Here is a 22,955-nt window from a genome sequence, read left to right as displayed (position 1 = left end):
GTCCAACAACATGTTGAGCGTAATCTAAGAAAATGGGGAAACGTGCTATTACGTTTCCTCTTTTTCTTTGTTATTAAAAATGAAACCTTTTGCATACGCTAAACGTAGTTCTTTCATGAAAAAAAATAAGGAGAGTGGAGAATGTTAATTGTCCAACTAGCAGCCATTTTATTTGCTGCAAAAATCGCGGGGGATATTAGTGTCCGTTTAGGGCAGCCGGCTGTGCTTGGAAAGCTGTTGATTGGCATCGTGCTTGGCCCAAGCGTATTAGGGATTGTGCAAGATACGGACATTTTAAAGGAAATAAGCCAGATCGGCGTTATTTTATTAATGTTTATCGCAGGCTTGGAAACGGATATCGACCAGTTTAAGCGCACAGGAAAAGCCGCTACATATGTCGGGGTGCTTGGAATCGTCGTTCCGTTGGCGCTTGGATATGCGGCGGGAATGGCGATCGGATTATCAATGGAAAAGGCTGTATTTCTCGGACTGTTGCTGTCGGCGACAAGCGTAAGCATTTCGGTGCAAGCGCTGAAAGAAATGGATCAACTGAAGTCGAAGGAAGGCTCTGCAATATTAGGTGCCGCAGTAATCGATGATATTCTTGTCATCATTGCGCTGGCGTTTTTAATGAGCTTAACCGGCAGCGACGTTCATCTTGGCGCTGTCATTCTGAAAAAAATCATTTTCTTTGCCGTTGCGATTTTATTGGCGTGGAAAGTCGTACCGTTTGTGCTGCGGCTATTTGCGCCGTTGCGTGTATCAGAGTCTGTTATTTCTGCGGCATTAATTATTTGTTTTGCGTTTGCGTATTTTGCAGAGGCGGCGGGAGTAGCGGCGATTATCGGTGCATACATCGCTGGATTAGCCGTAAGTTTTACGGATTATAAGCAGGAAGTGTTTGAAAAAGTTGAAACGATTGGATACTCCATTTTTGTACCGGTCTTTTTTACTTCCATCGGGGTAGCCGTCGAATTTTCCGGTGCGCTAAAGCATATTTGGTTAATGCTTGGGTTAAGCGTATTAGCTGTATTGACAAAACTGGTCGGCGCCGCGTTGGGGGCAAAACTGGCCGGATTTTCTTGGAATAGTTCTTTTGCGGTTGGGGCTGGAATGGTTTCGCGTGGTGAAGTGGCACTGATTATCGCTGGTATTGGCTTGGAAACAAAACTATTGACTCCTGATTTGTTCGCTGTTCTCGTTGTCGTTGTCCTTGCGACAACGATCGTGACACCGCCGTTATTAAAGGCGATTTTCAAAGGGAAGCAGGCTACTAAACAAGCAGCATAACAAAACAATATGGAGGCTTGAGCCTCCATCATTTTTTCGCTTGTTTGGTTATTTTTGCTTCTGCTTTCGAGACAGTAGGATTGGCTGTTTCTTGGCTTGCTTTGTTTTGACGTTGTTTTTCCTTCTTCTTCTGTCTATGTTACACAATATGCCTTTAAAATTCCATTTAATTCACAATGATGTTTTGTAGGAATTTGATGGTGTGCGTTTTCAATATAGATTATTTTCGCATGAGGCACATTTTTTCGAAATAGCTTCTCATACGGATGCATATGGTAGTCGCGGGCGCCATAAATAAGAAGAAGCGGCATACGCAACGATGCAAGGCGTTCCGTACAGGAATAGGCTAATCCTTTTTCGTACATGTTTATTAAGTCTTTTTTGTTGACTAATTGCACGTATTGTTTGATTTCCTGTTGCTCTTTTTTATTTTTTTCATGCGATTTCGCCAATACGTTCGCAAGTAAAGAAACAGCGCCGATTTTTGCCGTATAAATGCCAAGCAAAAATTCATAACGCAGAAAAGCTGTGCATACTTCAGAAAATCCACCGATTAAAACGAGCGTTTTCACTTTGTGGGGATAGCGCAAGGCAAACTCTAATGCGATCGATCCGCCATTGGAATAGCCGCAAACAACCGCCTGTTTTACGTGAAGCGCATTAAGCAGGCAATGAATATCATGGGCCAACAATGGAATTGTAATCGAACGATTCGACGGGCTGCTTTTCCCATTGCCGCGCATATCGTACATAATGACGCGTAAGTGGCTTGATAAAGATTGCTGATGGCGGAAAACGATATGCCCCATCCCAGGCGGATGAATGAATAAAAGCGGTGTACCGCTCCCCATTTCCTCGTAGTAAAGACAAACGCCGTCTTCTACCGTAGCATACGGCATGGCAACTCCTCCTGTTTGCAGATTTCATCCTGATTGTATGGATCACCGAAAACAAAATCGTTTTTTTGCTGCATTTTTTACACCATTTCCTAGATTCGTTTCTGTTTGCATGCCTACTCATAGTATGAATCTATCTAGGGAAAAACATAAAAAAAGCTGGCAATTTTTAATCGGCCAGCTTTTGTTGCATCATTTTTGTCGAAGAAGCGTTTGTAAGAATCATTTGTATCCCTTCGCTTACCGAATGGACAACGTATTGCGCCTCTTTTTTAACAGCAGGATGGGCATGAGACATGGCAAAGCTGTAAGGAGTTAAACGGAACATTGGAATATCGTTGAAGGCGTCGCCGAAACAAGCGATTTCATGCGGCTGCACGCGAAGATGTTTTATTAAGGCGAGAATCGCATTTCCTTTGCTAATGTTTTTTGGCATAATATCAAGGCAACGTGGTTCGGAAATGAATGCGTCGACGTGATTGCCAAACTGATTGGTGATTTTTTGTTCAAATTCAACAATTTGTTTATCTTCCGCTAGTACAGTAATTTTCGACGGATGAATATCTTTGCCGATCGCATCAAGCATGTTTGGGAGTTCGTATAGTCCATAAAATAGCCGTTTTTCTATTTCATTGGTATACTCGTTCGTTTCTTCAATAAAATATGCGTTTTCATCGCAAACGAGCACGATCGCTTTCCATTCCTTTGCTTGCTGGTAAATTTGCTGCGCTAATTGAGGGGGAAAAGTGACTGCATGAAGCCGCAAATTTGTTTTTGTGTAAATGAACGCACCGTTTTGGCTAACGCGATGCGCTTTTTGTTGCAATTCCTTCAGCACGTCTAAAATTTCATTATCCATTCGGCCGGATGCAATCGCAAGATCAATCCCTTGTTCCGTCGCGAATTGAATCGCACGTTTATCTTCATTTTTCATGCGTTTATCAAATCCGAGCAGCGTTCCGTCCAAATCGCTGACAATCAGTTTAATCAATATCGTCCCCACCTTTCCTTCATCATTGTAACATGCTTTCATCGTAGAGGGGAAAAAAGAGAGACGAAATTTATATATTCAGGAAAAGTCAATATTTATTCATTGACGATTTATAGATCGTTGCGTAAGATGATAATTATTGCAAACGTTTTATTAAAGGAGTGGGGCTTTGTGACAGAGTCCTTTCGGGTGGAAAAAGTGCTCAATAATAACGTGTTAATCGCTTCACATCCAACGTATGATGAAGTTGTTTTGCTTGGAAAAGGGATCGGGTTCGGGAAGAAAAAAGGGGATTATATTGAGCAGAGCGCCGTTGAAAAATGCTTCATTTTAAAAAATGAGCGGGAACAGGAACAATACAAAAAGTTGCTGCCAGAGCTTGATGAAGAATTTATCGGATTGATGAACGAAGTGATCCAGCATATTAAACAGCGGGTCAACGCTCCGCTAAACGAGCATATTCACGTCGCACTGACTGATCATATTTCGTTTACGCTGAAGCGGTTGAAAAAAGGGCTTGATTTAAAAAACCCGTTCTTGGTGGAAACGAAAAGCTTATATCCGCTAGAATATGAAATTGCGTGTGAAGTCGTCGATATGATTAACAGAAGATTAGGAGTCGAGCTGCCGGAAGGTGAAGCCGGCTTTATCGCGCTACACATTCATAGCGCAATTTCGAAACACAGCCTTTCTGAAGTAAATCAACATTCCCAGCTTATCGCCAAGCTCGTTCAAATTGTCGAACAGCAGCTTCATATTGCGATTGATCGCGACAGCATCCATTATTTGCGGTTTATTCGCCATTTGCGTTACGCCATTGAACGCATCAAAAAAGGAGAAAAAGTCGAAGAACCAAAAAAATTGTCGAAAATCTTGAAAGACGCATATCCGCTATGCTATAATCTTGCATGGAAGTTGATTAAAGTGATGCAACAAACGTTACAAATGCCGGTAGACGAAGCAGAAGCGGTATATTTAACAATGCATCTGCAAAGGCTTGCTAAAAAGGAAAAGGAAACAACCAAATAAAGTTGTCTCTCTTTACGTGTTACTGATTCGATCAGGCATGAGTAAAGAAGACAAAATGGAGCGGGCAAGAGGGATTTTTCTTTTTCCTCTTGTTGTAAGCGTTCTATTTTTGTCTTTCTTTGCTCATGCCTTTTGTTTTTATTCGCGTGTTGTTCATCACGATATGGGACGCGCTATTTTTCACGACAGCCGCGAGAGAATTTTCTCGTTTGTCGTACATGAACGTAACGTTTGTTGCAAAACTTATAGAGAGAAGGAGGGCATAAAAATGAAACGAATATTTGGTACGCTGCAAAAAGTCGGCAAAGCGCTCATGCTGCCTGTTGCGATTTTGCCGGCGGCAGGAATTTTGCTCGCTTTTGGCAATGCGTTGAAGAATCCGGCGTTGACGGATAAAATTCCGGCGCTGAAAGCTCATTGGGTTGTGCTTGTTTCCGATGTCATGGAACAGGCAGGCGGCATCGTGTTTTCGAACCTTTCGCTCCTTTTTGCCGTCGGAGTAGCCATTGGACTAGCAGGTGGCGATGGCGTTGCCGGGCTTGCTGCGATTATCGGCTATTTAATTATGAATATCACGATGAGCGTGATATTAGGAGTTACTCCGGATATGATCGGCGACAATCCGGCATTTGCGAATATATTAGGGATTCCGACGTTGCAAACAGGGGTGTTTGGCGGCATTATTGTAGGTATATTGGCTGCCTATATGTACAATAAGTATTTCAACATTGAATTGCCGCAGTATCTTGGCTTTTTTGCCGGAAAACGTTTCGTGCCTATCATTACGGCAGCTTCTGCCGTTCTGCTCGGAATTATCATGACATGGGTATGGCCGCCGATTCAACATGGGTTAAATGCGTTTTCTCATAATATGATTGATGCCAATAAGACGCTCGCAGCATTTATTTTCGGGGTCATTGAACGTGCACTCATTCCGTTTGGATTGCACCATATTTTCTATGCGCCGTTTTGGTTTGAATTCGGCGAATATGTCAATAAAGCAGGACAAGTGGTGCATGGCGACCAAAAAATCTTTTTCGAGCAATTAAAAGATGGAGTGTCATTAACCGCGGGAACGTTTATGACAGGGAAATTCCCGTTTATGATGTTCGGCCTCCCGGCGGCGGCGCTCGCGATTTATCATGAAGCGCGTCCGGAAAACAAAAAAGTCGTTGCCGGCATTATGGGATCAGCGGCGTTAACGTCGTTCTTGACCGGGATTACAGAACCGATTGAATTTTCGTTCCTATTCGTTGCGCCAGTGCTATTTGCGATCCATACGATTTTTGCAGGATTATCTTTTATGATTATGCACCTGTTAAACGTAAAAATTGGAATGACTTTCTCCGGTGGAGTTATTGACTTCTTGCTATTTGGCGTATTGCCGAACCGGACAGCGTGGTGGCTCGTTATTCCGGTCGGATTAGCGTTTGCGGTCATTTATTACTTCGGATTCCGCTTTGCGATTCGCAAATGGGATTTGGCGACGCCAGGCCGCGAAAAAGCAACAGAAGAAGCGCCGACGGCGAAGACAGAAGGGGACGATCTCCCTTACGAAGTGTTGGCGGCGCTTGGCGGTAAAGAAAATATCGCACATTTAGACGCGTGCATCACACGTTTGCGTGTTTCCGTCAACGATATTAAAGCAGTCGATAAAGATCGCTTGAAAGCGTTAGGAGCAGCGGGTGTGCTTGAAGTGGGAAACAATGTGCAAGCCATTTTCGGTCCAAAGTCCGATATATTAAAAGGGCAAATTAAAGATATTATGGAAGGCCGCGCTCCGACACGAGCAAAAGAAGAAAAACAGGAAGAACCAGCGGAAGAAACAAAAGAAGCGAAAGAAGTGAAAGCAGAAACGATCGTTTCGCCGTTAACGGGAGAGGTTGTTCCGCTTTCTGAGGTGCCTGATCAAGTGTTTTCACAAAAAATGATGGGTGACGGCTTTGCGATTATGCCAACAGATGGAACGGTTGTTTCGCCTGTGGATGGAAAAATTGTGAATGTATTCCCGACAAAACACGCGATTGGAATTGAATCTGTTGGTGGGCATGAAATTTTAATCCATTTCGGTATCGATACGGTCAAATTGAACGGCCAAGGCTTTACCGCGCTCGTACAACAAGGAGACGAAGTGAAAAAAGGCCAGCCTATTTTAAATGTAGATTTAGAATATGTGAAAAATAACGCTCCTTCTATTATGACGCCGATTATTTTCACAAACTTGCAGCCGAATGAGGCAATTCATGTGAAAAAACAAGGAGCGGTGACAAAAGGGGAAGACCGTATCGCGGAAATTCGCCAATAAAGTGAATTTTTCTTGTAAATTTGCTTTTGCTAATTGAATATTGTTGCTATTATTTGATATGATGACAAACGAAAATATAAAGGAAAAGGGGAATGACGACGATGGCTGAAAAAGTGTTTAAAGTAATTTCCGAATCTGGAATTCATGCGCGTCCTGCGACGATACTTGTACAAACGGCAAGCAAATTCAACAGCGACCTTAATTTAGAGTACAATGGGAAAACGGTAAACTTAAAATCGATTATGGGCGTTATGTCATTGGGAATTCCAAAAGGTGCTCAAATCAAAATTACGGCGGAAGGGGCAGATGCAGCAGACGCGATAGCAGCATTGACGGAAACATTAAATAAGGAAGGTCTTGCGCAGTAATGACAAAGACAATTCAAGGAATTGCTGCATCGAGCGGTATCGCCATTGCCAAGGCGTACCGCTTAGAAACCCCTAATTTCGTTGTAGAGAGAAAAGCCGTTTCCGATCCACAAGCGGAAGTTGCACGTTTCGAAGCGGCAGTCGCAAAAGCGAAAGAAGAACTGGAAAGCATCAAACAACATGCTTTGCAACAATTAGGGGAAGATAAAGCCGCGATTTTTGCTGCACACCTGCTTGTATTAAATGACCCAGAATTATTAAATCCGATTAAAGAAAAAATTGCAGCAGAGCAAGTGAACGCGGAATACGCATTGCATGAAACGGCGGAGATGTTCGTTTCCATGTTCGAAGCGATGGATAATGAGTATATGAAAGAACGCGCCGCCGATATTCGCGATGTGACAAAGCGGGTGCTTGCTCATTTGCTTGGAGTTGCGATTTCCAACCCAAGCCTTATTTCCGAAGAAGTTGTGATTATTGCCGAAGACTTAACCCCATCCGATACGGCGCAATTAAATCGCCAATATGTAAAAGGCTTTGCAACCGATATCGGGGGACGCACATCTCATTCGGCGATCATGGCGAGATCTATGGAAATTCCAGCTGTTGTCGGCACGAAACAAGCGACAGCAGAAATTCAAACTGGTGATGTTGTAATTATTGACGGATTGGACGGCAATGTCATTGTTAATCCGTCGGAAGATGTGCTCGCGCAGTATGAAGAAAAGCGCGCCCGCTATGAAGCGCAAAAAGCAGAATGGGCAAAGCTCGTTCATGAAAAAACGGTGACGAGCGATGGGCATCATGTGGAACTAGCTGCCAACATCGGCACGCCAGATGATGTCAAAGGAGTGCTCGAAAACGGAGCGGAAGGAATTGGCTTGTACCGTACGGAATTTCTATACATGGGACGTTCTGAACTGCCGACAGAAGAAGAACAGTTTGAAGCGTATAAAACGGTGCTTGAACGAATGGAAGGAAAACCGGTTGTTGTGCGTACGCTTGATATCGGTGGCGATAAAGAGCTTCCATATTTAGATTTACCGAAAGAAATGAATCCATTTTTAGGATTCCGCGCAATTCGCCTTTGCTTAGAAATGCAAGATATGTTTCGCACACAGCTTCGCGCTTTATTGCGGGCGAGCGTATACGGGAATTTGAAAATTATGTTCCCGATGATCGCCACGCTTGATGAGTTTCGCCAAGCAAAAGCGATTCTTTTAGAAGAAAAAGAAAAATTGCAGCGCGATGGTGTGCCGGTAAAAGAAGACATTGAAGTCGGCATGATGGTGGAAATTCCGGCGGCAGCAGTACTTGCCGATCAATTTGCGAAAGAAGTGGATTTCTTTAGCATCGGCACAAATGATTTAATTCAATATACAATGGCTGCCGACCGCATGAACGAACGAGTCTCTTATCTTTACCAACCGTATCATCCAGCCATTTTGCGCCTTATTAGCAATGTGATCGACGCGGCGCATAAAGAAGGAAAATGGGCTGGAATGTGTGGTGAAATGGCGGGCGATCCTGTAGCGATTCCGATTTTGCTCGGTTTAGGATTGGACGAGTTTAGCATGAGCGCAACTTCCATTTTGCGCGCGCGTTCGCAAATGAAAAAATTATCCAAAGGAGACGCAGCGCGCTTTAAAGAAACGCTGCTGTCTATGAGCACAGCGGAAGAAGTTGTTGCGTTTGTGAAACAAACGTTCCATATAGAATAAAGAATAATCAGCGGTGGAATACAGATTCCACCGCTGATTTGCTTCAGCATAGACTCATCATAACGAGCCGACGTGCTCTACGGGAATGCTAAAGCGATCGTTTTTTCCGCAAGAAGTGCCTGAATGCCACCACATTCCGTCATTTCTCTAATGTACATGTTGATTTTACCAAGTGCAAGTGCAGCGCCTAAATGGGATGAGGGCCGGCAACCATCGGATGCAGCCAGAATACCGCCAACACGGCCGCCTATTTCCACATAAAGCGCTCCTTCAAAACATGATTGGCGAGTTTCTCTTTGTTCCACTATGATCGGATGGAAATAGCGGCGGAAACTTTCTTGTTGAACGCGAATTAATTGCGAAAAATCGTTTTTCGTGTAATTGCGTATGATCACTTTTGGCGGAGCATCGCCGTTTATACAATTCCTTTCTTTTCATACCTCTTTGTCCTCCTTTTTATGAACGGTTACCTAAAATCATGTAGGGGTTATCTAAAGTATGGCAATAAAAAATATTTTATTTTCTTATTTTTCCTAAAATTTATGTTTGCGTTCGTTCGGATTTTTTCCTCCAAAAGTGAATAAACGGTCCTTCTCGATGTGAGCGGCGCATATTTTTGGGAATGATGCTGGTCGTTTGCAAAATATATCTCGCAACCGCTTTTTCACCGCTTGTTCATAAATTATTTAATTATGAGAAGCTGCTCCTATAGACGGAAAATAATGATAAATTTTATAATAAATAAAACAAGATTCGACAAAAAATGAGAATGCGCAAAGGAGAGAAATGGAGACGTGTTCAAAACATTAAAGGCAAAACTTATCGTATTTATGGCGTTGTTAATGGTTGCTTCATTGGTGATCACTCAAATTGTCGGGGTCGTCGAAACGAAAAAAGCGATCCAAAAAGATGTCGAAAAACGCGCACAAACGATCATAAAAGGGGTGGTCGAGGATATTCGCGACAGTTTCCAAAGCGAGGAAAATGGTTTGTTGCAATTTAGCGAATCCCCTGTTGTGGCACAAATGGTCAAAAATAATGAAGTATGGCCGGAACTTGACCAAGAACTTCGCACGTTTTTAAAAATCCATGAAAATGTGCAGCTTGCTTATATTGGCACAGCCGACAAAAAAATGTATACAACGCCGGCGATGCAGCTGCCTGATGGATATGATCCGACATCTCGTTCATGGTATAAAAAAGCGGAAGCAAATCCAGATGAAATCGTTTGGACAAAGCCTTATGTCGATGAGATAACAGGAAAGAATATCGTTACATTGGCAAAAGCGGTAACCGCAAACGGACGTGTCGTCGCTGTGATTGGGCTGGACATGACGTTAGATGCTGTCACAAAAATTGTCAATGATAGCGATGTCGGGTATGATGGCTATCCCGTTTTGATTGATCAAAGCGGAATCGCTATTGTCCACCCAAAATATAAAGGGAAAGATATGTCAGACAACCCAAGCGTCAAGCGCATGTTAGCGAATAAAAGCGGTTTCTATACATATACATCCGAAAATGAAAAACGGGTTATGTATTTTGACACTATCCCTGAGCTAGGATGGAAGGTTGGCGTTGTATACAAAGAGAAAGATTTGCTTGCCATTAGCCACTCGCTCGCCTCTAAAATGTTCACAATTGCAGCTATCGCAATATTGATTGGTATCGTTATCATTTATTTCCTTTCCCGCTCGATCGTCAAACCGTTAGTTACGCTTCAGCATCAAACCGAAAGAGTGGCACAAGGTGACTTAACGGTACAGGTGCAAGTGAAATCAAAGGACGAAATTGGGCAATTAGCTAATCATTTCAATTATATGACTTCGCAAGTGCGGGAGATTATTCGCCAAATAAATGAATCGGTAGCCGAACTGGCCGCTTCCGCCGATCATCTAAGCGCTGTTTCTGAGGAAACAATGGCGACAAGCGAGCAAGTCGCAGGCGCCATTAACGATATTGCGAAAGGAGCGACGGAGCAAGCCGGCGATTTAGATACGATCAACGAACGGACGGCAACGCTTTCGAAGCAAATTGAAACCGTTACGCAATCAGCGGCAAATATGCAAACGTTATCGAACGAAACAAAAGAAGCAAGCTATAACGGGCTGGAGAACTTAAATGTGCTGCAATTAAAATCGGATGAGGCGAAAAAAGAACTGTTCGCAGTGGAAAAAGTGGTGAACGATTTAGTCGAAAAAATGAAAAAAATCGATGAGGTCATTCAAACGATTACAGCGATTTCTGGGCAAACGAATTTGCTTGCATTAAACGCCAGCATCGAGGCAGCAAGAGCGGGAGAACATGGGAAAGGATTTGCCGTTGTTGCGGAAGAAGTGCGAAAGTTAGCGGAGCAATCGGCAAAAGCAACCGACCTAATTCGCCAGACGATTGCGATGATCCAACAGCAAGCCGATCTTGCGATGCAGGCACTTGGCCATTCTAAAGATATGTATGAACAACAGCAACAAGCCGTTCATATAACCGGCGATTCATTTTTCAAAATTGCGACAATGATGGAAGAGTTAACGACGGCGATCGCTAATATTACAGATGAAGCAAACCGGATGAATGAAAGCAAGAATGGCGTGATCGAAGCAATGCAAAGCATTTCTGCGATCGCGCAGCAATCCGCGGCTGCTGCGGAGGAAGTGGCGGCGTCGGCCGATAATCAATTGCAAGCATTAAGCACGGTGACGGAATCGGTGGAAAAATTAAGCGAGATGGGACGGAAGTTGCAAAAGCTAGTGGAAAAATTTAAACTATAGCCTTTAAGTCCTTCTAAAATTTTTATTTTCTGCGGCAATACATACGTATGTGTTGCCGCTTTTTTCTTATGTTTTAAAACTCTATTTAAAAAAGTAAGTATTATATGACGATTTTTAGTTTTTAATCATCGATTTTAATGAATAATAGTGCTAAAATATAGGTTGAAAACGTTTATAACGTTATTTCTTTGTTTGTTTGGGAACAATGCATGGCGAGCGACATGCCCCGCTTCGTATTTTGGCGATGTGCGTGGAGCAGGCTCGACCATTCCCAAATGAATGAAAATAGTTGGAGGTTTTTCAAAATGGTAAAGCAAACGATGAGCTACGCAGAACCATGGAGTCAATTTTACGGTCCGAACCTTGGATATGTGATGGAAATGTATGAGCAATATCTAGAGGATCCGGACAGCGTAGACCCCGAATTGAAGCAGTTATTTGAACAGTGGGGGGCGCCGACAACGGAAGCAGAGCGGTTTGAGTATAGCGAAAGCGCCGCCAAAACTCATCAAACGTTCCGTCTTCCTGAGAATCCGACGATATTTAGCAAACTCGTTGCGGCTGTAAAACTGGCTGACAACATTCGGCATTACGGTCATCTGGCGGCAGATGTCAACCCATTAAACAACCAGAATAAAGATTCGCGCCGCATCGAGTTAAGCGAATTCGATTTAACGGAAGAAGATTTAAAAGAAATCCCGGTTCCGTTTATTTGCCCGCATGCACCTTCGCACGTCCGCAACGGATTGGATGCAATTAACCATTTAAGAAAAATATATACAGATAAAATTGCTTTTGAATTTTCGCAAGTACATAATTTAGAAGAAAAAAACTGGTTAATTAAGGAAATTGAATCAGGTGCATATTACCCAAGTTTATCGAATGAAGAAAAGGTGGCGTTGCTTCGCCGCCTTACGGAAGTGGAAGGGTTTGAAAAGTTTCTTCATCGCACGTTTGTCGGGCAAAAGCGTTTTTCCATCGAAGGATTGGATTCGATGGTTCCGCTGTTGGACGAACTTGTCCGCCATTCCATTGAAAATGAAGTGAAAGCGATTAATATCGGCATGGCGCACCGCGGACGCTTAAACGTGCTCGCCCATGTTCTTGGCAAACCGTATGAAATGATTTTTGCTGAGTTTCAACATGCGGAAAGCAAAGATTTCATCCCGTCGGAAGGATCGGTAGCGATTACATACGGCTGGACGGGGGATGTAAAATATCATTTGGGAGCAGCACGCCGCTTGCGAAACAAAAATGAGCATACGATGAGAATTACGTTGGCGAACAACCCGAGCCATCTGGAAGTGATCAGTCCAGTTGTTTTAGGGTTTACACGCGCTGCCCAAGAGGATCGCTCGAACGCAGGCGTGCCGTCTCAAGACACGGATTCGTCGTTTGCTATTATGATTCACGGGGACGCGGCATTTCCTGGGCAAGGAATTGTGGCGGAAACATTGAACTTAAGCCGCTTGCGTGGATATCAGACAGGCGGGTCGATTCATATTATTGCGAACAATATGATCGGCTTCACAACAGAAAGTTATGATTCTCGTTCCACGAAATACGCGTCTGACATCGCAAAAGGCTTTGAAATACCGATTGTGCATGTGAATGCCGACGATCCGGAAGCGTGTTTGGCAGCGGCGAACCTTGCGTTTAAATACCGCCAGCGCTTCAAAAAAGATTTTGTCATCGATTTAATTGGCTACCGCCGCTTCGGTCATAACGAAATGGATGAACCGATGGCGACAAATCCGACAATGTATAACGTGATCCAACAGCATCCAACGGTTCGCCAGCTTTATGCGCAAAAGCTGGTGGAAAAAGGGATTATTACAAAAGAAGCGGTAGAAGAGATGGAACGAGAAGTTGCCGAGCGGTTGAAAATCGCGTATGAAAAAGTTCCGAAAGACGAATCAAAGCTCGATTTTATCATGGATCCGCCAAAGCCGGTGGCAAGAAAATTGCCATTTGTAAAAACGGCTGTGGAAAAAGATGTATTGCGTCGGTTGAACAAAGAGTTATTGCAGTTTCCTTCTAATTTCCATGTGTTTAATAAGCTAGAACGCATTTTAAAACGCCGCGACGGCGTGTTTGATGGCAATGGGAAAATTGACTGGGCGCATGCGGAAATTCTCGCGTTCGCGACGATTTTGCGCGATGGTGTTCCAATCCGGCTTACCGGCCAAGATTCGCAGCGCGGCACGTTCGCCCAGCGCCATCTTGTGTTGCATGATGTGAAAACAGGCGAAGAGTTTGTGCCGCTTCATCATATTAGCGAAGCGAACGCCTCGTTTGTTGTTTACAATAGCCCGCTGACAGAGGCTGCAGTGCTTGGCTACGAATACGGGTATAACGTCTTTGCGCCGGAAACGCTCGTTTTATGGGAGGCACAATTCGGCGACTTTGCGAATATGGCGCAAGTAATGTTTGACCAGTTTATTTCGTCTGGACGGGCGAAATGGGGACAAAAATCCGGCCTTGTTATGTTGCTTCCGCACGGATATGAAGGACAAGGCCCGGAACATTCGAGCGGCCGCTTGGAACGGTTTTTGCAATTAGCGGCGGAAAATAACTGGACGGTAGCGAACTTGTCCACATCTGCTCAATATTTCCATATTTTGCGCCGGCAAGCTAGCATTTTGCGATGGGAAGAAGTGCGCCCGTTAGTGCTGATGACGCCGAAAAGCCTGCTGCGGCATCCGCTAGCTGCTTCGGATGTGGAAGAGTTTACGAACGGCCAGTTCCATCCTGTGCTTGAACAAAAGGGGCTTGGCAAAAACCGCGAGAAAGTCGAAAGAATCATTTTAAGCACTGGAAAGCTGACGATTGATTTAGCGGAACAAATCAATAAAATGGAAGGGTTAGATTGGCTCCATGTCGTGCGCATAGAAGAATTGTATCCATTCCCGAAAGAGGAACTGCAAGCGATTTTGGAGCGCTATCCGAACATTAAGGAAATCGTATGGGTTCAAGAAGAACCGCAAAACATGGGAAGCTGGTGTTATGTCGAGCCGAAATTGCGAGAAATCGCTCCAGATGGGGTAGATGTAAGCTACATCGGAAGACGCAGACGGGCGAGCCCTGCAGAGGGTGATCCTGTCGTTCATCGAAAAGAGCAAGAGCGTATCATTCAATGCGCATTAACGAAAAAAGAACAATAATTGCAAGATCTAGGGAGGTCATTAACGTGGCTGAAGTCAAAGTTCCGGAATTAGCAGAATCAATTACAGAAGGAACCATCGCGCAATGGTTAAAAAAACCTGGTGATTATGTAGAAAAAGGCGAATCGATTTGTGAATTGGAAACAGATAAAGTGAATGTGGAAATTATGGCGGAAGAATCCGGAGTATTGCAGAAGATTTTAGCAAGTGAAGGAGATACAGTCGCCGTAGGGCAAGCGATCGCTGTCATTGGCGAAGAACAGGCCGCTCAGCCGGCTGCGCAAGAAACAGCAAGCAAGGCAACGTCAGAAGCAGCGCAAGAAACAGAAGCAGCAGCGGTCAAAACGGAAGAAAAACAAGAACAGCCAGTTGTGGCCGGCAATCATCCGGCGCAGCGCCCAGTTGCTTCGCCGGCAGCGCGGAAAATCGCAAGAGAAAAGGGCATTGATTTAACACAAGTCCCTACTGTCGATCCGTTAGGCCGTGTTCGCAAACAAGATGTGGAATCATTTGCGCAACAACAATCAAGACCGCAAGCGGCGCCAGCAGCACCGGTTCCGCAACCGTCTCCATCGGCAGTGCAGCAAAATGACGGCAAGCCGGTCGTCCGCGAAAAAATGTCGCGCCGCCGTCAGACGATCGCCAAACGTTTATTGGAAGTAACGCAATCTACGGCAATGTTGACGACGTTTAATGAAATCGATATGTCAGCGGTTATAGAATTGCGGAAGCGGAAAAAAGAGAAATTTTTCGAAGAGCACGACGTGCGCCTCGGGTTTATGTCTTTCTTCGTGAAGGCGGCTGTAGCAGCATTGAAAAAATATCCTTACGTCAATGCGGAAATTCAAGGTGATGAAATTATCCTGAAAAAATACTATGACATTGGTGTCGCTGTTTCAACAGATGAAGGATTGGTTGTTCCGGTCGTGCGCGACTGCGATCGGAAAAACTTTGCCGAAATTGAAAGAGATATTGCCGAACTGGCTGCGAAAGCGCGCAGCAATAAACTATCGCTAAGCGACCTGCAGGGCGGAACGTTTACGATTACAAACGGTGGAGTGTTTGGTTCGCTGTTTTCCACTCCGCTTCTTAACGGACCGCAAGTCGGCATTTTAGGAATGCATGCTATCAAACTTCGGCCTGTTGCAATCGACGAAGAACGAATCGAAAATCGTCCAATGATGTATGTAGCGTTATCGTATGATCATCGAATTATTGACGGAAAAGAAGCGGTCGGCTTCTTAAAAACGATCAAAGACTTGATCGAAAATCCAGAAGATCTTCTATTAGAAAGTTAAGGAAAAAGGAGGCAGGCTCCAAAAAGCGTCTCTTTGGAGCCTCCTCCTTTTTTCCGATTTACGAATGCTGAAATGGAACGGTTCGTTCGATTGTAACGGAATGTTGCCAAGAAGCGATGATGTGTTCGAGCGGAGGAAAAGCGGTCTTTCCTGTTGGTAGAGAAAAAATCAAGAACGATGCGTTTGCGATAGATGGGCTCATGAAGAGAGAAAGCGAGTTAGCGGTACGCGGAAACGTGTTTCAAATGATGCAGATGAAGAATGGGACAATTTCGCTCAATGCATGATGACGCTAAGCGAATCGCTTTTTTATTTGTTAAGGAGGAAAAGAAGAAAACGCGACGAAATCATTTTAATAAAAACATTTATAATGGAGGAGGAAAAAGCGATGGAGTTGCGCTTATCAGGGAAAACGGCGCTTGTCGTCGCATCCAGTCAAGGTCTTGGCAAAGCAATTGCCCGTCAGCTTGTGCTGGAAGGGGCGAATGTCATGATTACAAGCCGAAACGAAGAAAAACTGCAAGAAGTAGAGCAAGAGTTGCGTGACTTGCATAAAGGAAAAATTGCCTACGTTCAAGCGGATATTACGAAAGCAGAAGATATTCGCCGCCTTGTGCAAAAAACGGTAGACAATTATGGAACGATTGATTTGTTGGTGAACAACGCCGGGGGGCCACCTGCGGGAACGTTTGAAACGATTAGCGACGAAGACTGGTACCATGCGTTTGAATTGAATTTGCTTAGCTATATCCGCGTTATTCGCGAAGCGCTTCCGTATTTAAAGAAAAAAGGGGGGAAAATTGTCAACATCGCTTCTTCTTCCATTAAGGAGCCGATTCCCGGATTGATTTTATCTAATACATTCCGCACTGGCATCGTCGGTTTGACGAAAACACTGGCTGCAGAGTTTGCTCCGTACAACATTTTAATTAATACAGTCGCACCGGGGCGAATTGCGACAGAAAGAGTTGCGTTTTTAGATAAAATCAATGCTGAAAAATTAGGAATTTCGAAGGAAGAAATGGAGAAGCGCATGAAAAGCGCGATTCCGCTTGGCCGTTACGGTACGCCGGAGGAATTTGCCAATGTCGTTACATTCCTTCTTTCAGAAGCTAACTCGTATATCACCGGTCAATCTCTCATTGTTGACGGTGGAATGGTAAAAGCGATTTAATATAGATGGGCGTGTTTTTCGCTGCAGGTGCACGGCTAATTAGTGAAATGAAAATAAAGTCGCCGCAGGTCTTTTTGCAGGTTTTGCCGGTGGGATTGGCGTCTTCTTTTCATGGACGAAAATCCTAATATTGCTGGAGCCGCCAAAAGTCTTTGCATTGCAGAATGAAGCGAATAGGGGATATTTTTGAGAAGAAAGATAGCGCCTCAAAGCAAAATCTTTTTTGTGACGAATCGTCATAGGGAGGGGAGCAAGACAGTGAAAACAATCGGATTTATCGGCCTTGGCGTAATGGGGAAAAGCATGGCGCGCAATTTGCTAAAAGGCGGTTATCCGCTGCTCGTTTACACGCGGACGAAAGAAAAAGCAAACGATCTTATTGAAGAGGGAGCTGTTTGGAAAGAAACAGTCGCTCAGCTTGCCAAAGAAGCGGATGTTGTCATTACAATGGTTGGATATCCAAAGGATGTGGAAGAAATATATTTTGGAGAAGAAGGAATACTTGCAAACGTGAAAGAAGGTACATATGTGATCGACATGACCACATCGACTCCATCGCTCGCTGAAAAAATTTATAAAGCGGCGAAAGCGCGGAATGTTTATGCGCTTGACGCCCCCGTTTCCGGCGGGGATATTGGCGCGAAAGAAGGAAAGTTGACGATTATGGTCGGCGGAGATGAAGAAGTCTTTTCCGCATGCAAACCGATTTTGGAAAGATTGGGGACGAACATTGTCCTCCAAGGAAAAGCTGGCGCTGGCCAGCACGCGAAAATGTGCAATCAAATTGCGATCGCGTCGAACATGATTGGCGTTTGTGAGGCGCTTGCATACGCGAAACGTTCGGGATTAGATCCGTTAAAAGTGTTGGAAAGCATTTCGCAAGGCGCGGCAGGAAGTTGGTCGTTGAGCAATTTGGCGCCTCGTATGCTCGCGGGAGATTTTCAACCGGGCTTTTATGTAAAACATTTTATTAAAGACATGAAAATCGCGTTGGAAGAGGCGGAAAAAATGAATTTGCAGCTGCCAGGGCTTGCGCTTGCGAAATCGATGTATGAAGAACTGGCAAAAGCAGGAGAGGAAAATAGCGGCACGCAAGCTTTATATAAGCGATATATTCAGAAATAAACAAGCGCCATCTTCATGGTGTAATCATCGCCCAAAAAACTTGGAACACTGGAGTTTTCTGGTGTTCCTTTTCTTTTTTGACCACCTTATTACTATACAAATGCCCTACTTGATAAAAGTAGGGCATTTGTGTTGATTAACAGCAATGAGTAGGGTATCCAGGGTCAACAACCACGTTTCTTGTAATCGGTCTATAAATATGTCTAGGAACATTAACGATATTGTAGCGATTAATATTTACAACCGGATGAATATAAGGAACTACACGAGGAATGTAACGGTCTCGCACCACATATCTAGGTGGACATATAACTGGTCTAGTGCAAAACATGGAAAATCACCTCCTAGAGTATCTATAAACATTAAATGTATTGTGAGGATTTTTGAAACGGACGGATATCACAAGTTATAAAAAATAATATTATGAACTGGTAAAATATGAATTAATATTAACTATTTGCCTGACGAAACTGTGAACGAAGATGAAAAACTTGATACAAGGCATTTGCGTTGATACAGCAGCAACATCGGTTTTTGAGAAAGGGAAAAAATGAACGGTCCCAATCCATTACTATGCTTCCGAATTTCCTGCAGTACATGCTCACACTGAATATTTTCACAAATCGCTAATTTCAGCTCGTTCCAGAAGATGAATGGCCACCGGGGCATCGGCTATTCCTGCATTGGAAAGCTCTAAAGTTTACAAAGCAAATTTTCATTCATCCACAGAAAGCGCAGCAACTACCAAAAAGCGGATTTCGAACGAGAATGTGATGAATGTATGGAGAGAATACGCCGTGCGGAGATGGAACGGGAATTGATTATCAAGAGATATATGTGTTTAGAGGAACCACGCGACTGCGATGTATATAACGAGATGGCAATTGGCGAATCAACCTTCTATCGCATACGCGAAAAGGCATTTTACAAGCTTACCTTTGTGTTGCGAATCGAAGCGTACAAAGAAGAGGAACTTGTTTAAGAGCTTCATTCACTTAGAAATAGTTTTTTCTAAGAAAGGTCAATTTTTTATTAAGTTCTTTTATGCATCCATTATGCGTTTTAGAACAATATCCCCATTTCCCTCACCACAGTTTCTATCATTTTTGTCTATTTTTAAAAAAATGTTATTTGTTATAATATAATGAAAATATTTAACATTAATGATTGGAGGTAGATTTACATATGACAAGAGAACTTTTCTTAGAAGACAGTTATAAAAAAGCACATCATGCTAAAGTCACAGAAATTAAGGAAGACAAAATTATTTTAGACGAGACGATTTTCTATCCTACAGGTGGTGGCCAACCTCATGATACAGGAATTATCAAACAAGGAAATGAGACATTGAAAGTGAATAATGTCCAAAGAGAGAATGGACAAATTGTCCATTATGTGGATAATGTGGAAAAACTAAAGCAAGGTCCTGTAGAAATACTGATAAACTGGGATCGACGATATAAATTTATGCGTTATCATTCCCTGTTACATGTATTAGCTGGTTATCTTTATAACAAATTTGGTGCTTTAGCGACAGGAAATCAGATTTTTGAGGATCGGGCAAGAATAGATTTTCAATTTGAAGAACCTTTAACAGACGAACAATTTAAAGAGGTTGAAGATGAAATAAACAAGTTAATCCAAGAAAACCATCGAGTCTCAATACGAACTGTTAGCCGTGAAGAAGCTGAGAAAATTGATGGTTTTATTAAAACAGTTATTAATTTGCTGCCTCCTTCTATTAAGAATGTTCGACTCGTTGCTATTGGCGACATTGATGAACAGGCTTGTGGGGGAACACATGTAAAGGAAACAAAAGAAATAGGCTCTTTTCAAATTTCAAAAATCAAAAGTAAAGGACAAAACAAAAAGCGCTTAGAAGTTACTTTAAACTATACTTGAACAAATTTACAAACAAATAGAAAAATCCCCTCCATAGTAAACAGAGGAGTTTTTTCTGTCTACTATAAGGGGATTCATATCCTTTGGGTAGGACAGATAATTCCGCAAGCAAACAAAGAAGTCAAGCAAAAGGGAAAATATTAATGATAACCATCATGTAGGCGAAGAAAAAATGTTCTTGGACGAACTCAAAAACGGCTTGAACAGTTGGAAAGACGCTACACGTTTTGGAAAATGAAAGAGCTCTGCCGCCAAACATGCATGAGCGGGAACAGCATCAAAGAAAAATTTTTTTACGATCCGGGTTTTCCAAAATATCAAGCCGGACGAAAGTGGTATTTTCCAGCGAAGGAATGAGAGAAATTCTTGCTGATGCGTTAAAGGAGCAGCCGACAGTTTAAAGACGATGAAACCAAATAATGTGCATAAATTAAAGAAGTCGGAGGAAGACTCCGACCTTCTGATGACATATCTAGGAGTTGCAATCCCCATTATCATTACAGGATATTTGTTTTTGGCACCCTAACGGTATTATATCTGTCTGTTTTTCGCGAAGGTATTGTTCAACTCTCGGGACTTAGGAGCCCATTACAGCTGAATTCCAAAAAAACGATGAAGCATTTCATGAAATTGTTGATTGGATGAGACGGGGAGCTTTTGTTTATGTCCGTCTCGGGCGACCGTCACAAAATCCGGGGTGAGCGTGATTCTGCCATCCCGAGTGGCGATCGTGCACATTTTTTTCTGCGTAAAAGTAGATGCAGGAGAGGTTTGGTGGTATTCGCACATTGAGGTGAACATGTTCAACTCATATGGCCGGGTTGTAAAACGATATTCTGTAACCCAATCGTCTTCCGTCTGTTTTTGCAGGGCATAGGCTTCTGGTGCATTATCCGAAATGACTCTGTAACGACCGCTGATGTCTTCTGCCTCTTCTCCCGTCAACGGCAGCGGACGCCGACAACTGTCACCAAAGCCCACATCCACCAAATACGGTTGGTCCAAATGAACCAGCAAGGCTAAATGATCGAATTCGGGACCGAATGAACCATTCGCTTTCCGCACACGTGCGGAGATGAGTGATGTGGTAAAACCACACTCCCGAAGAAGCCAATCGAACAATCCGTTCAATTCGTAGCAAAAACCGCCACGACGTTGTTCAACAATTTTTTTAAACAATGATGGTAACGATAACCGAATCGGTCTGTTGAGGAAGATATCTAAATTTTCAAACGGGACATGGAGCAAATGACTCTCCTGAAGGAGCGACAATAACGATAGATCAGGACGGCCAACTGTTTTGATACCGATGCGGTTGAGATAAGCGGATACATTCATGGCGTTCATCTCCTTTGACCAGACTATGGATGAAGCTTCGATACTTGTGGACAGAGGGTCACTGAAAAGGCTTCTGCCTGTGGGTGATAAAGACCATCGTCCTTAAATACAATATTATATAAAAAACAAAAAATTCTGTAAATAATCATGTTTGTGTTTAGATACTCAACGGTTTTTTCAACAATGTAGCCCTCTCTCGCTTCATAACAAGGAAATATGTCTGCTAACTAAACGAAGAAAAAATAGCTCGAAGCATGGTGTGATGTCTTTTTTGTTATTTATCTAAAAATATTGAATATTTTTATAAATAAGGATATAGTAAAAATGAAGCTGCATACCAACCGGTTAGTATACATGGAGGGGAATATTATGGATTTTTCTTATTCGCCGAAAGTGAAAGAACTGTTAAAAAAATTAAGCGTTTTCATGGAAGAGTATATTTATCCAAATGAAAAAGTGTACGAAGAACAACTGAATGCGCAAGAATCGCGGTGGTCCGCCGTTCCGCCGATTATAGAGGAATTAAAAGCAAAGGCGAAAAAAGAAGGGTTATGGAACTTATTTTTGCCGGATAGCGAATATGGGGCAGGGCTGACAAACTTGGAGTATGCGCCGCTTTGCGAGATGATGGGGCGCTCCCTCATCGCCCCGGAAGTGTTTAATTGCAATGCCCCTGATACGGGGAATATGGAAGTGCTCGTTCGTTATGGAACGGAAGAGCAGAAGAAGAAATGGCTGATCCCATTGCTAAACGGGGAGATTCGCTCGTGCTTTTCGATGACCGAACCGGATGTTGCGTCAAGCGATGCGACAAACATCCGCGCGAGCATCGTCCGCGATGGTGACGAATATGTGATTACAGGGCGGAAGTGGTGGTCGTCGGGCGCCGGCGATCCACGGTGCAAAATTGCGATTGTCATGGGAAAAACGAATCCAGAAGCGCCGAGACATGAACAGCAATCGATGATTCTTGTGCCGCTTGATACGCCGGGGGTGAAAATGGAAAGGATGCTTCCGGTGTTTGGATACGATCATGCGCCGCATGGCCATGCGGAAATTACGTATAACCATGTCCGTGTGCCGAAAGAAAACATTATTTGGGAGGAAGGAAAAGGTTTTGCCATTGCGCAAGGACGTCTCGGTCCAGGACGCATCCACCATTGCATGCGGCTTATCGGTGCGGCGGAGCGGGCGCTTGAGTTGATGTGCCAGCGCGTGCAAAAGCGGGTTGCGTTCGGGAAGCCGCTGGCGGAACAAGGGGTTATCCGTGATTGGATTGCCCAGTCGCGCGTTGAGATTGAGCAAGCACGGCTGCTTACATTAAAAGCGGCGTACATGATGGATACGGTTGGAAATAAAGCGGCGAAAAAAGAAATTGCGATGATTAAGGTAGTCGCGCCAAATGTAGCGTTAAAAGTGATCGACCGCGCGATTCAAGTGTTTGGCGCAGCGGGAATTAGCGACGATTTTCCGCTTGCGGCACATTGGGCAAACGCGCGTACGCTACGTCTTGCCGATGGGCCGGATGAGGTACATAAAGAGCAGATCGCTAAATTAGAATTGCGGCAATACCAATAATAAAGGAG

General features: G+C 43.7%; 18 protein-coding genes. 14 read left to right on the top strand and 4 right to left on the bottom strand.

All coding sequences use genetic code 11. The features are described 5' to 3' along the window. The first annotated feature begins 141 nt into the window (after positions 1–141). Entirely contained in the window at positions 142–1,290 is a 1,149-nt protein-coding gene (locus MWM02_RS14210; protein WP_244402272.1) for a cation:proton antiporter, read from the top strand. A gap of 134 nt (positions 1,291–1,424) precedes the next feature. On the opposite strand, the gene MWM02_RS14205 is transcribed toward MWM02_RS14210, so the two are convergent. Both MWM02_RS14205 and MWM02_RS14200 read right to left on the bottom strand, forming a co-directional pair. Beyond that, entirely contained in the window at positions 1,425–2,189 is a 765-nt protein-coding gene (locus MWM02_RS14205) for an alpha/beta fold hydrolase (protein WP_244402271.1), read from the bottom strand. 166 nt (positions 2,190–2,355) lie between these two features. Then, positions 2,356–3,177, bottom strand: coding sequence for an HAD family hydrolase (locus MWM02_RS14200; protein ID WP_244402270.1), 822 nt, complete (start codon positions 3,175–3,177; stop codon positions 2,356–2,358). 171 nt (positions 3,178–3,348) lie between these two features. Between MWM02_RS14200 and glcT the strand changes: the two genes are divergently transcribed. The 4 genes from glcT to ptsP all read left to right on the top strand — a co-directional run bounded on the left by glcT (position 3,349) and on the right by ptsP (position 8,600). Continuing rightward, positions 3,349–4,206, top strand: a complete 858-nt coding sequence (gene glcT, locus MWM02_RS14195; RefSeq protein WP_244402269.1) for a glucose PTS transporter transcription antiterminator GlcT — start codon at positions 3,349–3,351, stop codon at positions 4,204–4,206. 268 nt (positions 4,207–4,474) lie between these two features. Continuing rightward, positions 4,475–6,511 carry a glucose-specific PTS transporter subunit IIBC gene (ptsG, locus tag MWM02_RS14190; RefSeq protein WP_244402268.1) on the top strand — a complete coding sequence of 679 codons (2,037 nt, stop codon included), beginning with the start codon at positions 4,475–4,477 and terminating at the stop codon, positions 6,509–6,511. A gap of 101 nt (positions 6,512–6,612) precedes the next feature. After that, positions 6,613–6,879 (top strand): phosphocarrier protein HPr, encoded by a 267-nt coding sequence (locus MWM02_RS14185; protein ID WP_064551203.1) that lies wholly within the window; start codon positions 6,613–6,615, stop codon positions 6,877–6,879. Continuing rightward, entirely contained in the window at positions 6,879–8,600 is a 1,722-nt protein-coding gene (ptsP, locus tag MWM02_RS14180; RefSeq protein ID WP_064551202.1) for a phosphoenolpyruvate--protein phosphotransferase, read from the top strand. The genes MWM02_RS14185 and ptsP overlap by 1 nt, the downstream gene beginning before the upstream one ends. A gap of 77 nt (positions 8,601–8,677) precedes the next feature. Here the strand turns inward: ptsP and MWM02_RS14175 are convergent, their stop codons facing one another. Beyond that, positions 8,678–8,995 (bottom strand): hypothetical protein, encoded by a 318-nt coding sequence (locus tag MWM02_RS14175; RefSeq protein ID WP_244402267.1) that lies wholly within the window; start codon positions 8,993–8,995, stop codon positions 8,678–8,680. A 399-nt stretch (positions 8,996–9,394) separates the two neighbouring features. Here MWM02_RS14175 and MWM02_RS14170 point away from each other — a divergent pair, with 399 nt between their 5' ends. The 8 genes from MWM02_RS14170 (at position 9,395) to MWM02_RS14135 (ending at position 20,432) form a co-directional block, all read left to right on the top strand. Then, a complete protein-coding gene (locus MWM02_RS14170; RefSeq protein ID WP_244402266.1) occupies positions 9,395–11,368 on the top strand; it encodes a methyl-accepting chemotaxis protein in 1,974 nt (657 codons plus the stop codon). Between the two features lie 305 nt (positions 11,369–11,673). Then, entirely contained in the window at positions 11,674–14,532 is a 2,859-nt protein-coding gene (locus MWM02_RS14165) for a 2-oxoglutarate dehydrogenase E1 component (protein WP_064551199.1), read from the top strand. Positions 14,533–14,558: 26 nt separating this feature from the next. Further along, positions 14,559–15,830, top strand: a complete 1,272-nt coding sequence (gene odhB, locus MWM02_RS14160) for a 2-oxoglutarate dehydrogenase complex dihydrolipoyllysine-residue succinyltransferase (RefSeq protein WP_064551198.1) — start codon at positions 14,559–14,561, stop codon at positions 15,828–15,830. Between the two features lie 388 nt (positions 15,831–16,218). Next, a complete protein-coding gene (locus tag MWM02_RS14155; RefSeq protein WP_244402265.1) occupies positions 16,219–17,004 on the top strand; it encodes an SDR family oxidoreductase in 786 nt (261 codons plus the stop codon). A gap of 258 nt (positions 17,005–17,262) precedes the next feature. After that, positions 17,263–18,129, top strand: a complete 867-nt coding sequence (locus MWM02_RS14150; RefSeq protein WP_064551197.1) for an NAD(P)-dependent oxidoreductase — start codon at positions 17,263–17,265, stop codon at positions 18,127–18,129. A gap of 781 nt (positions 18,130–18,910) precedes the next feature. Then, on the top strand, positions 18,911–19,111 hold the full coding sequence (locus MWM02_RS14145; RefSeq protein WP_232509533.1) for an ArpU family phage packaging/lysis transcriptional regulator: 201 nt from the start codon (positions 18,911–18,913) through the stop codon (positions 19,109–19,111). Between the two features lie 203 nt (positions 19,112–19,314). After that, on the top strand, positions 19,315–20,031 hold the full coding sequence (locus MWM02_RS14140) for an alanyl-tRNA editing protein (RefSeq protein ID WP_064551196.1): 717 nt from the start codon (positions 19,315–19,317) through the stop codon (positions 20,029–20,031). 227 nt (positions 20,032–20,258) lie between these two features. Next, entirely contained in the window at positions 20,259–20,432 is a 174-nt protein-coding gene (locus MWM02_RS14135; protein WP_157778155.1) for a hypothetical protein, read from the top strand. A 187-nt stretch (positions 20,433–20,619) separates the two neighbouring features. On the opposite strand, the gene MWM02_RS14130 is transcribed toward MWM02_RS14135, so the two are convergent. After that, positions 20,620–21,369 carry an arylamine N-acetyltransferase family protein gene (locus MWM02_RS14130; RefSeq protein ID WP_064551195.1) on the bottom strand — a complete coding sequence of 250 codons (750 nt, stop codon included), beginning with the start codon at positions 21,367–21,369 and terminating at the stop codon, positions 20,620–20,622. A 369-nt stretch (positions 21,370–21,738) separates the two neighbouring features. Between MWM02_RS14130 and MWM02_RS14125 the strand changes: the two genes are divergently transcribed. Next, positions 21,739–22,947: an acyl-CoA dehydrogenase gene (locus tag MWM02_RS14125; RefSeq protein WP_244402264.1), complete on the top strand. Its 1,209-nt coding sequence runs from the start codon at positions 21,739–21,741 to the stop codon at positions 22,945–22,947. Positions 22,948–22,955: the final 8 nt, after the last annotated feature.

Origin of the sequence: Parageobacillus sp. KH3-4, assembly GCF_022846435.1 — a bacterium.
Classification (GTDB): domain Bacteria; phylum Bacillota; class Bacilli; order Bacillales; family Anoxybacillaceae; genus Parageobacillus; species Parageobacillus thermoglucosidasius_A.
The sequence above is the reverse complement of the archived record's forward strand: the minus strand, read 5'-3'. Positions and strand labels throughout refer to the sequence as shown.